General features: G+C 57.4%; 11 protein-coding genes. 8 read left to right on the top strand and 3 right to left on the bottom strand.

Features of this window, described 5'->3' with window-relative positions; genetic code table 11:
• Nucleotides 1–25 precede the first annotated feature (25 nt).
• Both F6R97_RS00930 and phaR read left to right on the top strand, forming a co-directional pair.
• Complete coding sequence (locus tag F6R97_RS00930) at nucleotides 26–1294, top strand: OprD family porin (RefSeq protein ID WP_315865838.1); 1269 nt, start codon at nucleotides 26–28, stop codon at nucleotides 1292–1294.
• 204 nt (nucleotides 1295–1498) lie between these two features.
• Complete coding sequence (phaR, locus tag F6R97_RS00925) at nucleotides 1499–2047, top strand: polyhydroxyalkanoate synthesis repressor PhaR (protein WP_315865837.1); 549 nt, start codon at nucleotides 1499–1501, stop codon at nucleotides 2045–2047.
• Nucleotides 2048–2082: 35 nt separating this feature from the next.
• On the opposite strand, the gene phaP is transcribed toward phaR, so the two are convergent.
• The gene (gene phaP, locus F6R97_RS00920; RefSeq protein WP_315865836.1) at nucleotides 2083–2652 is read right to left on the bottom strand and encodes a TIGR01841 family phasin; all 570 of its coding nucleotides are present in this window, start codon (nucleotides 2650–2652) and stop codon (nucleotides 2083–2085) included.
• Between the two features lie 254 nt (nucleotides 2653–2906).
• Between phaP and F6R97_RS00915 the strand changes: the two genes are divergently transcribed.
• Nucleotides 2907–5384: a DUF3141 domain-containing protein gene (locus tag F6R97_RS00915; RefSeq protein ID WP_315865835.1), complete on the top strand. Its 2478-nt coding sequence runs from the start codon at nucleotides 2907–2909 to the stop codon at nucleotides 5382–5384.
• Nucleotides 5385–5409: 25 nt separating this feature from the next.
• Here F6R97_RS00915 and F6R97_RS00910 read toward each other — a convergent pair whose 3' ends face one another.
• A complete protein-coding gene (locus F6R97_RS00910) occupies nucleotides 5410–6447 on the bottom strand; it encodes an AraC family transcriptional regulator (RefSeq protein ID WP_038983298.1) in 1038 nt (345 codons plus the stop codon).
• Between the two features lie 256 nt (nucleotides 6448–6703).
• On the opposite strand from F6R97_RS00910, the gene phbB reads away from it, so the two are divergent.
• The 3 genes from phbB (at nucleotide 6704) to phaC (ending at nucleotide 10474) form a co-directional block, all read left to right on the top strand.
• Complete coding sequence (gene phbB / locus F6R97_RS00905; protein ID WP_038983299.1) at nucleotides 6704–7450, top strand: acetoacetyl-CoA reductase; 747 nt, start codon at nucleotides 6704–6706, stop codon at nucleotides 7448–7450.
• A 57-nt stretch (nucleotides 7451–7507) separates the two neighbouring features.
• A complete protein-coding gene (locus tag F6R97_RS00900) occupies nucleotides 7508–8686 on the top strand; it encodes an acetyl-CoA C-acetyltransferase (protein WP_038983300.1) in 1179 nt (392 codons plus the stop codon).
• Between the two features lie 87 nt (nucleotides 8687–8773).
• Nucleotides 8774–10474, top strand: a complete 1701-nt coding sequence (phaC, locus tag F6R97_RS00895; protein WP_038983301.1) for a class I poly(R)-hydroxyalkanoic acid synthase — start codon at nucleotides 8774–8776, stop codon at nucleotides 10472–10474.
• 70 nt (nucleotides 10475–10544) lie between these two features.
• Here phaC and F6R97_RS00890 read toward each other — a convergent pair whose 3' ends face one another.
• Entirely contained in the window at nucleotides 10545–11045 is a 501-nt protein-coding gene (locus tag F6R97_RS00890; protein ID WP_048393412.1) for an Lrp/AsnC family transcriptional regulator, read from the bottom strand.
• 120 nt (nucleotides 11046–11165) lie between these two features.
• Here F6R97_RS00890 and F6R97_RS00885 point away from each other — a divergent pair, with 120 nt between their 5' ends.
• Both F6R97_RS00885 and F6R97_RS00880 read left to right on the top strand, forming a co-directional pair.
• Entirely contained in the window at nucleotides 11166–12200 is a 1035-nt protein-coding gene (locus tag F6R97_RS00885) for a histone deacetylase family protein (protein WP_048393414.1), read from the top strand.
• A gap of 53 nt (nucleotides 12201–12253) precedes the next feature.
• Nucleotides 12254–13324 (top strand): ornithine cyclodeaminase, encoded by a 1071-nt coding sequence (locus F6R97_RS00880; RefSeq protein WP_315865834.1) that lies wholly within the window; start codon nucleotides 12254–12256, stop codon nucleotides 13322–13324.
• Nucleotides 13325–13338: the final 14 nt, after the last annotated feature.

Here is a 13338-nt window from a genome sequence, read left to right as displayed (position 1 = left end):
ATAATAAAAACAAAAGGGCTTAACCATGGACCGCAACACCCGCACCCTCGCTACTCGACTGTTGCTGGCCGGCGGCGTCATCAGCCTCTCGGCCCCCGCCGCTGCTGACTTTGTCAAAGACAGCAAGGCCAGCCTGGAGCTGCGCAACTTCTACTTCAACCGCGATTATCGTCAGACCAACGCTCCCCAATCCAAGCAAGAGGAATGGGCGCAAGGTTTCCTGCTGCGCTATGAATCGGGATTCACCGACGGTTTGATCGGAATCGGCTTCGATGCCATCGGTCTGGTCGGCGTCAAGCTCGATTCCAGCCCCGATCGCGCAGGCTCCGGCTTGCTCAAACGTCACCGCGACACGAGCAAAGGTGCGCAGGACGAGTACGGCGAACTGGGCCTGACGGCCAAAGTGCGTGCCTCAAAAAGCACACTGAAACTCGGCACGCTGCTGCCGAAACTGCCGACGGTCTTGGCCAACGATTCACGGCTGTTGCCACAAACCTTCAAGGGCGGTCAGTTGACGTCGCTGGAACTCGAAGGCCTGACCGTGGATGCCGGGCGACTGACGCAAGTCAATCAGCGCGACTCCTCGGACTACGAGGACATGGGCATCACCCGCACCGGCGCCAAGGGCATCACCACACGGCATCTCGATAGCGACAGCTTCGATTTCGCCAGCCTGAACTACAAATGGACCAGCAACCTCGCCACCGGTTACAGCTATGGCCACCTCGACAATTTCTACAGCCAGCACCTGGTCAACCTGACCTACGTGTTGCCGGTCACAACCGGCCAGTCGCTGAAGATGGATCTGCGCTTCGCCCGCTCCACGGACGACGGTGGCAGTAATGTCGATAACAATGCCATCGGCGCGATGTTCACCTACAGCCTCGGCGGGCATGCGTTGGGCCTGGGTTATCAAGGCATGAACGGCGACACCGGCTATGCCTACGTCAACGGCACCGATGCGTTCCTGGTGAACTTCGTGCAGATCGGCGACTTCGCCAGCAAGGACGAAAAATCCTGGCAGGCACGTTACGACTACAACTTTGCGGCCATCGGTGTACCAGGGCTGACCTTCATGACCCGCTACATTACTGGCGACAATATCGATCTGGGCGGCAACCGCCCGCAAGGCAAGGAATGGGAACGTGATACCGACATCGGCTATGTCGTGCAGAGCGGGCCATTAAAGAATGTCGGGGTGAAATGGCGTAACGCGACAGTTCGCTCGACCCACTTTGGCAGCGACCTGGATGAAAACCGCCTGATCGTCAGCTACACCTTGTCGATCTGGTAACTCAGTTCTGGTTACACAAGGGGGGACTCGCTTGACGGCGCAGTCTCCTTTTTGCTGCTGGATTTGTGCTGTGATGGCGGGCCTCTTCGCGAGCAAGCCCGCTCCCACATTTAACCGCATTCTCATGGGAGACTCGGTCAAGTGTGGGAGCGGGCTTGCTCGCGAAGGCGGCCTCAAAAACACCAATGATGATTGTAGGTTAAGATGCCTGCAAACCAGGCCCGCCGCGAGACGCCCCGCATGACTGATACCACCCCCCGCCTGATCAAGAAGTACCCCAATCGCCGACTGTATGACACCCACACCAGCAGTCATTTGACGCTGGCGGACATACGCCAGTTGGTGGTCGACAAAATTGCCTTTCAGGTGGTCGATGCCAAGAGCGGCGAGGACCTGACGCGCAGTATCTTGCTGCAAGTGATTCTGGAAGCTGAAAGCGGCGGTGAGCCGATCTTCACCAGCGAGATGCTGATGGGGATTATCCAGTTCTACGGCCCTTATCAGGGCGTACTCGCCAGTTACCTGGACAAAAGCATTCAGACCGTAATCGACATCCAGTCCCAGACCGGTGCGCAATCCTCCGAAGCCTGGAGCACCTTCATGCACCAGCAAGCGCCAGTGATGCAGGATCTGATGCGGCAATATGTCGACCAGTCCAAGGCGCTGTACCTGAACACCCAGAACCTTTTCGGCATGTTCGGCGGCAAGCCCGGTGCCGATGGCGGAACGAAAAAAAATGGCGATGGGGAATAAACCCATCGCCATTGGTACTGCTGGTCTTACGTGACTTACTTGTTACCGCTGTTAGGCTTGGCGCTAGCTTCCGGGGCAGCTTTAGTGCCCGCGGCAGTCGCTGCCTCGAAACCACTCTGAGCCACATCGGCAGCCTGTTTTACAGCTTTCTGTGCGCTTTCGAACACAGTACCGGCATTCGCCAGGCCCGACTTGAACGCGGCCACAACTGGCTCGGAGCCGGCCGGTGCATTCTTGCTGATCGTTTCAACGAACTCATGCAACTGCTGGGTGCCCGCTTCGACCTGACTCGAGGTCAATTTGGCGATGTCCGACTGAGTACCCACAATCAGTGCTTGAACCTGACGATTGAACTCGGCCAGGCGTTCGGTTTGCGCGCTCGGCTGGGTGAAAGAAGCCTGTAGTTCGGCGAAACCTTGTGGATCACGGACGGCCAGCAACTTGCGAACACCTTCGAACTGCTCCTCGGTGGAGTCGCGCAGTGCCTTGAACTGCAACTGGCTGAGCTGTTCAACGCTGGCGAAGACTTTGCCGCTGATTTGCTGCAAAAGGTCGAGGTTGGCTTTCTGAGCGGTTTGCAGTTTTTCCGAATTGAAAAAAGACATGCTTGAATCTCCTGGTACTGGAAGGCCCTGATGAGCCTGAGGACGCGATAGCGATCCGGCCAGTCATCGCGTTAGCCTTGATATTGCAGTGCACAAAACCATTTGGCAACGCCTATTTTTGTGCGCTGCAAAATAAACGTTGCTAACGCCCTCCTTATTCGCTGTAGACTCCTGCTCATCGAACGGCCAGCCTAGCCCTCTTTAACTAAAGGGTTCAGATGCGCAGGTTCCCATGCAAGCAGCAGGAGATCACCATGGGTCAGAAAGCAAATATTGCGCTGCAAGATGAAAAGCGTAGCGACCCCGCCGGCTTGTTCGAACACCTTAATCATCTGCAACGCCTCAATACCCACAACGTCCTCGACGCCGTGCAGAAGCGCCAGGCAAAAACCTTCGCGCCTTTAAGCCTTGGGCAACTCAGACAGCCGACACCGGCTGACTGGCAGGAATACTTCACGGACCTTGGCCAGCGCAGCGTGCTGTTCTGGGACACCTTGCGTCAGCGCGGCGACAACACCCTGGCCCACGAACGCGCCGGGTATCCACTGCTGCTCAAGTTCAATCATGAAACGCTGGTCGCTGGTGAAGACCTGCCTCGTGCGGTCAACTATTCGTTGTTGCAAATTCTCGGCGGCCCGGGGCAACAGATCGACAGCAAAAAACAGCCCGTGATCATCATTGACCCCCGCGGCGGTCACGGCTCGGGGATCGGCGGGTTCAAACAGGACTCGGTTATCGGCGAAAGCCTGAGAGCCGGCCACCCCACCTACTTCATCGCCTTCAGTCACTCGCCACGCCCAGGGCAAACCCTTGCCGATATCACAGACGCCCAGGCACGGTTCATCGAGGTCGTCAGCACCAGGCATCCGGACAGCGCCAAACCTGTCGTCATCGGTAACTGCCAAGCGGGCTGGGCGTTAATGGGCCTGGCGGCCACTCGGCCAGAGTTGCCGGGGCTGATCATCGTCAACGGTGCGCCGTTGTCGTACTGGGCCGGCGTCAATGGCCGCAATCCGATGCGCTACACCGGCGGTTTGCTGGGCGGTGGCTGGATGGCGCGCCTGGGGAGCGACCTCGGTAATGACCGTTTCGACGGCACCTGGCTGGTGAGCAATTTCGAAAACCTGGACCCGGCCAACACCTATTGGGGCAAGTACTACCACCTGTTCAGTGAAGTCGACAGCGAGGCCGCACGCTTTCTGGATTTCGAACGCTGGTGGGGGAGCCCGACCCTGCTCAATAGCGAAGAGATCGAGATGATTGTCGACGACCTGTTCATCGGTAATCAGCTGTCCGGTGGCCTGGGGCGCAAGAGCAGCGGGCTCGACCTCAAATTGATCGAAGTGCCGGTGGTGGTGTTCTGTTCTTATGGCGACAACATCACCTCCCCGCAGCAGGCACTGGACTGGATCACCGACGTCTATCCCAGCGATCTCGCGTTGCAAAATGCCGGACGCACCATCGTTTACCTGCGGCATGCGAGCATCGGTCACCTGGGCATCTTTGTGTCCGGTGAAGTGGCGCGGCGTGAGCACCGCGAGTTGCTGGGTGCGGTCGATGCGATCAATGCGCTGCCGGCCGGGCTGTACGAAATGCTGATCGACGACCTGCCGGAGCACTCGGCGACGCCGTATACCGTGTGTTTCGAGCCCCGACGTATCGCCGACATTCATGGCCAAGTGCAGCCGCCCCGTGATGACGATCGCGAATTCGCGCTGGTGCAGCGCGCATCCGCCATCAACAACAGCGTGTACGACGAATTCATACGCCCATGGTTGCGCCTGCTGATCAACGAACCGAGCGCCGAAATGCTGCGCCGCGCGCACCCTTTCCATCAGCAGCAAGTGGCCTGGAGCAGTTTGAACCCGGCGCTGTGGTGGCTGACTGGCAGTGCCGCCCAAGTGAGCAAGGATCGTCACCCCGCCAGCCAGAACAACCCGTTGCTGGTCTGGCAGGAACTGTTTTCCAACCAGGTGCAGGACGCCTTGAACGGCTATCGGGACCTGCGTGATGCGGCTCACGAAATGTGTTTCTACGGCGTGTATGGGGTACTCAATAGCCTCGCCGGCAATACACCCGGGCGAAATCTGCAGGAACACGCCAAGCAGCACGACCAGGTTCTGATCGAGCGTCTGCAGGATGCCCTGCCCCTTGGCGGTCTGATGGAAGCCTTGATACGGATTTTGTTCCTGCTGGGCCGCGACAGCGACGAACCGGGCAAGGAAAGCGTCGAGAAATTGATCCTGCAACTGCAGGTGCTGCTCCAGGACTACAGTGCCAAGCCACTTGATTTGCGCGAAACCCTGCGCCTGCAAAAACTGCTGGTCGCCACTCATCCGCAAGAAAGCCTGCACAGCCTGCCCTTGATGCTGATTGAGGCCCAAGAGCGCCAACAAGTGCTGGCGGCCGTCGCCGACTTACTGCCGCAACTGCTGACCAGCGGCGCAAACAACCCATGCTGGTGTGAGCTGCACACGCTACTCGACGTTCCGCTGCCAGGTTTCAGCCTGACCCAACCACTTGGTGCCGCCGATGCTATCGAAGTGAAAGTCCCGGCGATAACGCCAGAGCCGATCAAGCAAGCCAACCCAGTGGTCATCCCGGTGCTCATCCCTGAGCCGATCAGGCAGAAAATCCCCGCAGTGCCCCCTGACCCCATCGCCAAGGTGGTGAGTCCGGTGCGCAAACCTGCCAAGGGCAAGAAAGCCGTAAAAAAACCTCCGGTGAAATAACGTTGAACGCTGACGGAAGGCCGTGTCAGACCAACGTGGCCTCTTTGATCTCGAACGATTCATCGGCCCGATATTGCCCCGGCGTCATGTCAAACCAGCGGCTGCAGGCTTTGTTGAAGCTGCTGTGATCATGAAAACCAAGGAGATAGGCCACGTGCTTCATATTGAAGTGGGAATGACGCAGATAGAAATCAGCCAATTGCCTGCGTATGGCATTCAGCACGTCCTTGAATTGGGTGCCATCTTTTTCCAGAGCGCGTTGCAGGGTTCGCTTGCTGATGTTCAAAGATGCAGCGATCGACTCCATGTCGCACTGCCCCTGCCCCTGACTCAAGCGCTCGGTAACCAGCGCCCGAATCCTGCCGACAACGGAAAAACCAAACAGCAGGTCCAATTGCGCCTCGGCAAAGCTGTCATGCAACACCGCCAACGCTTCATTGGCCATGCTCAGGGGGCGCTGCAGCTCCTCCCCGTCGAACACAATGCTGTCGTAGGCCGCATCGAAATGCAGCTCACAACCAAACAGACGACGGTGTTCGGAGGTGTCTTCAGGTTCGGGATACGTGAAATCCACACTCAAGGGCTGCATTGATTTGCTGCCTGCCAACCAACGGCAGATCCCCAGCAATGACGCCAACCCGGCATCACTGTATTGGCGTGGTTTGACTGAATCGCTTTGTTGATGGTCGAGGCCGGACAGTCGATAGTTTTGCTGTTCCGGTAGAAGGAAAAGGCTGAATCCGGTGCCTATCAACGGACTGAAGCGAACCAGCCGTTCCAGCGCTTTTTTCAGATTGAGACTGGACATCATGGTGTAGCCGACAATCTGAAACGTGCCGGGATTGAAGTTTCCGTAGGCTTTCAGACCGATGTCCGGATCACCCGAGGCCTGCGAAGCCAGATCCCATAATCGATAAATCGCCCTTCGCTCGCAAAACGCTCCAGGTTTGTTCGCGAGCTTCATATCTAGTCCAGCCTCTCGACACAGACTGGCAACATCCAGCCCTTGAGCCGAGAGCGTATTCGCCAGCACGCTGGCATAGCCCGAACTCATTCTGTACATGGCGTCCTCAATGACCTGTGGAACCGAACATCCTGTCCAGAGCCATAACTGATCTGCGATGAATCAAAGACTAACGGGTTCTTCAGTTGCCAATATTGATCCCAGTATAGGTAACCCGCGTTTTTCGCCACCCGGCATTCACCGGGGCATGGCACCGTTGGACACCAGACAGTCACCTCTCAACACTTCCGTACACCCGGCCAATGCCGAACAATCCCCTATCTTGCAACGCAAAACAAAGAAAGGAATGGATTGTATGAAGTCGCTTGGTCGTATTGCGTTGGTCACGGGTGGTATGGGTGGGATTGGCACTGCGATAAGCCAACGCCTGTACAAGGAAGGATTCAAGGTCATCGTCGGCTGCAGCTCGGATTCCGCCCGCAAGAACGAATGGATAGCGACCCAATTGGCAGCGGGTTATGAGTTCGAATGCATCTTTGGCGACATCACCGATTGGGAGTCGACCCGCAAGGCCTTCGAGATGGCAAGAGAACAATTCGGCCCGATCGATGTGCTGGTCAATAACGCCGGCATCACTCGGGACGCGTCCTTTCGCAAACTCACTCCAGAAGACTGGAACGCGGTGATCGGGACCAACCTCAGCGGCCTGTTCAACACCACCAAACAAGTGATTGAAGGCATGTTGGCCAAGGGCTGGGGAAGGGTCATCAACATCTCTTCGATCAACGGTCAGCGCGGCCAGTTCGGCCAGACCAATTACAGCGCGGCCAAAGCCGGTATCCATGGCTTCACCATGGCACTGGCCCGGGAAGTCTCGGGCAAGGGCGTGACCGTCAATACCGTATCGCCCGGCTACATCCAGACCAGCATGACCGCGGCCATCCGCCCGGACATTCTCGAGACCATGATCGCAGCCACACCGGTCGGGCGCCTTGGCCAACCCGAAGAAATCGCTTCGATCGTCGCCTGGCTGGCGTCCGATGAATCGGCCTACAGCACCGGTGCCGACTTCTCGGTCAACGGCGGCATGAACATGCAGTAAGCCTGTCAGGGCATGGATGCCCTGCTCCCGCTCGACAGAATCCTAATGAGGTCATGCATGAACGAAGTCGTAATCGTTGCCGCTACTCGCACCGCCATTGGCAGTTTTCAAGGTTCACTGTCCGCCATTCCAGCCACCGAATTGGGCGCAGCGGTGATTCGTCGCCTGCTCGAACAGACCGGGATCGACGCAGCGCAGATTGATGAAGTCATCCTCGGCCAGGTGCTGACTGCTGGCTCCGGGCAAAACCCGGCACGCCAGACCGCGATCAAGGCCGGCCTGCCCCATACCACCCCAGCCCTGACCCTGAACAAAGTCTGCGGTTCGGGCCTCAAGGCGGTCCAGCTCGCGGTCCAGGCGATCCGTTGCGGCGATGCCGAACTGGTGATTGCCGGTGGTCAGGAAAACATGAGCCTGGCGCCCTATGTTCTGCCCAAGGCGCGCACTGGCCTGCGTCTGGGACATGCGCAACTGCAAGACAGCGTGATTCAGGATGGTTTGTGGGATGCCTTCAACGACTACCACATGGGCATTACTGCCGAGAATCTGGCGAATCAATACAGCATCAGTCGCGAAGATCAGGACGCCTTCGCCGCGGCCTCGCAACAGAAGGCCTCCGCCGCCATCGAGGCGGGTTACTTCAAGGGTGAAATCACCCCGATCCCGATTCCCCAGCGCAAGGGCGAGCCGCTGGTCTTCGACACCGATGAACAGCCGCGTCCGGACAGCACGCTCCAGGCACTGGGCAACCTCAAACCCGCGTTCCAGAAAAACGGCAGTGTGACCGCGGGCAACTCGTCGACCCTCAATGACGGCGCCGCCGTGTTGATGCTGGCAAGCGCCGCCAAGGCCCTGGCGCTGGGCTTGCCAGTGCTTGCGCGCATCAAGGCGTATGCCAGCGTCGGGGTGGACCCGTCGATCATGGGCATCGGCCCGGTGCCCGCTACCCGTCTGGTCTTGACGAAAGCCGGCTGGAGCCTGGACGACCTGGACCTGATCGAAGCCAACGAAGCGTTCGCCGCGCAGTCCCTGGCTGTTGGCAAGGAGCTGGGCTGGGACATGAGCAAGGTCAATGTCAACGGTGGCGCCATTGCCCTCGGTCATCCGATCGGCGCGTCAGGCGCGCGGATTCTGGTGTCGCTGGTACATGAACTGATCCGTCGCGATGGCAAAAAAGGTCTGGCCACCTTGTGCATCGGCGGCGGTCAGGGCGTCAGCCTGGTCATCGAGCGTTAGAAACACAGGCTGAGTTATCAGACGCGGCGCCGACGTCCGGCGCCGCGTTTTTTTCCGTCCGGTTTATTCATGTGGGCAAGGAGTTCCATGGACAACGCGCATACCTTAAACACACTCTGGTCGGGCCAGGTTCCGTTCATTGCTTCCTTTGCAGTGCAACAATTAAGGCTCTGGGTCAGCACCAATCCCTGGTTTACCGGGCAGGACTACAACGCCTGGTTCGAGCTGCCACGCGAAACCCTGGACAGCCTCCAATCGGACTACCAGCAACAATGGTGTGAACTCGGCCAGCGTCTGTTGACCGGTCAGCCCTTCAGCTTCGAAGATCGGCGTTTCGCCAGCGGCAACTGGAGCCAACCGCTGTTCGGTTCCCTCGCGGCGTTTTATCTGCTCAATGCCGGCTTTCTGCTGAAGCTGCTCGATCAGCTGCCGATCGACGGTAAAAAGCCGCGTCAACGCTTGCTCTATCTGGCGGAACAAGCCATCGCCGCCGGCGCGCCGAGCAATTTTCTGGCCAGTAACCCCGATGCGCTGCAACGGGTCGTTGACACCCAAGGAAGCAGCCTGCTCACAGGCCTGATGCACCTGGCCAGCGACCTGCAGGAAGGCAAGATGCGCCAGTGCGACGCCGGCGCGTTCAAAGTGGGTGTCGACCTGGCAAACACCCCCGGCGAAGTGGTCTTCGAGAACGAACTCTTCCAGCTCATCCAGTACTATCCGCAAAGCGAAACCCAGTACCGGCGCCCGGTATTTATCGTTCCTCCGTCAATCAACAAGTACTACATCCTCGACCTGCGCCCCGACAATTCGATGGTTCGCCACCTGTTGCTGCAAGGCCACCCGGTCTTTCTGATGTCGTGGCGCAACTTCGACCAGGAACACGCCGGCACCACCTGGGATGACCTGATCGAAACCGGGATTATCAAAGGGCTGCAGCTGACCCGTGAAATCAGCGGCGAGCAACGGCCCAACTGCGTGGGTTTCTGCATCGGTGGGACGTTGTTGAGTTCGGCGCTGGCTGTATTGGCGGCTCGTGGCGACAAAGAGATCGCCAGCGTGAGCCTGCTGACCACCTTCCTCGACTACCTCGATACCGGCCCCATCGACATCTTCGTCGACGAGCAATTGGTGGCTTATCGCGAGCGCACCATCGGCGGCCTCAATGGCCCCATCGGCCTGTTCAAGGGCGAGGACATGGGCAATACATTCTCGTTGCTGCGCCCCAATGATTTGTGGTGGAACTACAACGTCGACAAATACCTCAAGGGGCAGAAATCGATACCCCTTGACCTGCTGTTCTGGAATAACGACAGCACCAACCTGCCCGGGCCGATGTACTGCTGGTACCTGCGCCATACCTATCTGCAAAACGATCTGAAATCCGGCGAACTGGATTGCTGCGGGGTCAAGCTCGACCTGCGCGCCATCGATGCCCCGGCGTACATCCTCGCCACCCATGACGACCATATCGTGCCATGGAAGAGCGCTTACGCCAGCACCGAGCTACTGTCTGGAACCAAGCGTTTCGTGCTCGGCGCCTCAGGGCATATCGCGGGGGTGATCAACCCACCGGCCAAGGAAAAACGCCATTACTGGACCAACAATCGCGTCACCAAGAACCCTGAAACCTGGTTCAAGAATGCCCAGCAGCACCCAGGTAGCTGGTGGAACGACTGGTTCGTCTGGCTGGCCGAACACGCTGGGGAACGCCAGCCTTCAGTGCTGAGCACCGGGAACGCGCAACACCCGGCACTTGAGTCGGCGCCGGGGCGTTATGTGATGCAATGAGAGGAGCCAGTCCGGGCAGCCAGGCTCAGGGGAAATGAATTTCTCGGGCTGGACGCTTCAGAACGCCCGTTTACTGCTTTGTCCGCCCCGCAATGGCGATACGACTGGTCGTTTTGACTTCACGCAACGCAAGACTTGACTGGATAGAGGCGATACCGAGTTGTCGCCTCAATACGCTCTCGACAAAGTCACTGTAGCTATCAAGATCCTGAGCCAACACTTGCAGAAGGTAATCGGCATCCCCGGTTATCTTGTGACAAGACAAGACCTCCGGGAGCTGCATGATGACGGCTTCAAAGGCCTCGGGGGTGTGGTCAGTGTGCGTGGCAAAGCGGATATGCACGAACGCCATGATATCCAGCCCCAACTTCCTTCGATCGAGGTTTGCCTGGTAATCCTTGATCACGCCCTCCTCTTCCAATCTCTTGCGCCGCCTCCAGCATGGAGTAAGGCTTAGCGAGAGGCGCTCACTCAACTCGGCGTTGGAAATGCTGGCGTCCTCCTGCAACAAAGCCAGGATGGAAAGGTCGGTATCGTCAAGCAATGCGCGATGGGTATTTTTTTTCTGCATGGTGCCATCCACGGGAAAATAATCCCGATTACGCTAGCAGAGCGAGAACAAAAAGCAAAGAAAGTGCATCCGTACCAGAACAAACTATTGGCACTGGACCACCACGACGGATGCGTATAAATGCTTACAGTTTTCAGCGATTCCCATCGCTTGCACCATGGGACCGAATTAAAGGACGGCGTTCTCAAACCTTCATTCGAACAGCCAAGCCGAGCGGATACCGTTCGCGACCGAGTCCAGCACGTTGGGCTCGGCGATATCATCGTCCCGCGAACGTTTGACCGGGCGTGCTACGTCAATGCACACAGTGAGCGCTATGTTTCCTTTCTGGAAACCGCGTGGTCCGAATGGACGGCAACCGGCCGGGAGCACGACGCCCTTCCCCTGGTCTGGCCGGTGCGCGACTTGTCCAATGAACATGTCCCCGCGTTCATTGATGGCAAGCTCGGTTTCTTTGCCATGGATGCCGGCTCGCCGATCACCGCGACCACCTGGCAAGCCGTCAAAACCAGCGCGGACATTGCACTCACAGGACTGTCGTTGATCAACGAAGGCCACAACAGCGCCTTTGCCCTGTGTCGTCCACCCGGACACCACGCTGCTCGTGAATACATGGGAGGCTACTGCTACCTCAATAACGCGGCCATTGCCGCGCAACATGCACTGACTCAAGGTGCTAAACGTGTCGCGGTGCTGGACGTCGACTTCCATCATGGCAACGGAACGCAGAACATTTTCTACGATCGCAACGATGTGATGTTTGCTTCCCTGCATGGAGATCCGTCGGTTTCCTATCCTTATTACTCGGGTTTCAGTACCGAGTGTGGAGCAGGTGCCGGTGAGGGTTATAACCTGAACTACCCTTTACCGAAAAACACCACCTGGCATAGTTATCAAAACGCCTTGATCCATGCCTGTAAAAAACTTCGTAACTTCTCGCCTGAACTCTTGGTGATTTCCCTGGGCGTCGATACGTTCAAGGACGATCCGATCAGCCACTTTCTTCTGGAAAGCCAGGACTTCTTTGGCATGGGTGAAATCATCGCCACTGTCGGCGCACCGACACTCTTCGTCATGGAAGGCGGATACATGGTCGATGAGATCGGCATCAATGCGGTCAATGTACTTCATGGGTATGAGAGCAAACAATTCTAAGTTTCAGCAGCCTAGACAACTTCCCTCAACTTACAACTCAGAGAGAAACATAGATGACTCTATTCATAGACGTTGATCATGCCGCCACGCTTTTTGGCAAGATCGGAATTGGTCAGGCCATCACGCAAATGGCCAGCTACATCAAGGCTGATTACTGCCGCTGGGCTGACTTTGATAAATCCCCACGCACCGCCAATCACTCCATTTGCGGGGTGATCGAACTGATGCCGACTGACGACGGCAAACAGTATTCATTCAAATACGTAAACGGCCACCCAGGAAATGCTGGCAACAACCTGCTGACAGTCATGGCCTTTGGTGTATTGGCGAACGTCGATAGCGGATACCCCGCCGTCCTCAGCGAACTCACCCTGACCACCGCGGTTCGCACAGCGGCAACGTCCGCGCTGGTAGCCCAGTCCCTGGCACGCAAGGGTTCGACACGCATGGCCATTATCGGCAATGGCGCCCAGAGCGAATTCCAGGCGATTGCCTTTTATGAAATGCTCGGGATCAACGAGGTGCGGATATTTGATATCGATAGCGCCGCTTCATTGAAATTGAAACAAAACCTGGAAAGCTATACCGGCATTAATGTCACCGTAGCCGCCTCGGTGCATGAAGCTGTCAAAGGCGTTGATATCATCACCACGGTCACGGCGGACAAGGCCTACGCGACAATCTTGACGCCCGACATGATCGAGCCCGGCATGCATATCAACGCAGTTGGCGGTGACTGTCCCGGGAAAACCGAACTTCATGCCGATATCCTGCGCAACGCCCGGATCATTGTCGAGTTTGAACCGCAGACGCGCATTGAAGGCGACATTCAGCAACTGGACGCTGACCATCCTGTCATTGAATATTTCCGCATCGTTCGGGATAACGAACCAGGCCGGGAGCATGACACGCAAGTCACGGTGTTCGACTCGGTGGGATTTGCTCTAGAAGACTTTTCTTCACTTCGTTACTTGCATGACCAGGCTAGAAAATACGCGATCGGTGAGAAAATCCATCTTGTACCCACGCCAGCCAATATCAAGAACCTGTATCAATTGATTGAGGAAAGCTCTGATCTTTCATCGGCATCGCCCCCGCAAAAACAGCAGCAAGCAGCAAGTTAAGACGCACGATAGCT

Source organism: Pseudomonas sp. JV414, assembly GCF_032424305.1.
Lineage (GTDB): Bacteria > Pseudomonadota > Gammaproteobacteria > Pseudomonadales > Pseudomonadaceae > Aquipseudomonas > Aquipseudomonas lini.
This window is presented reverse-complemented; position numbering and strand designations above follow the sequence as displayed.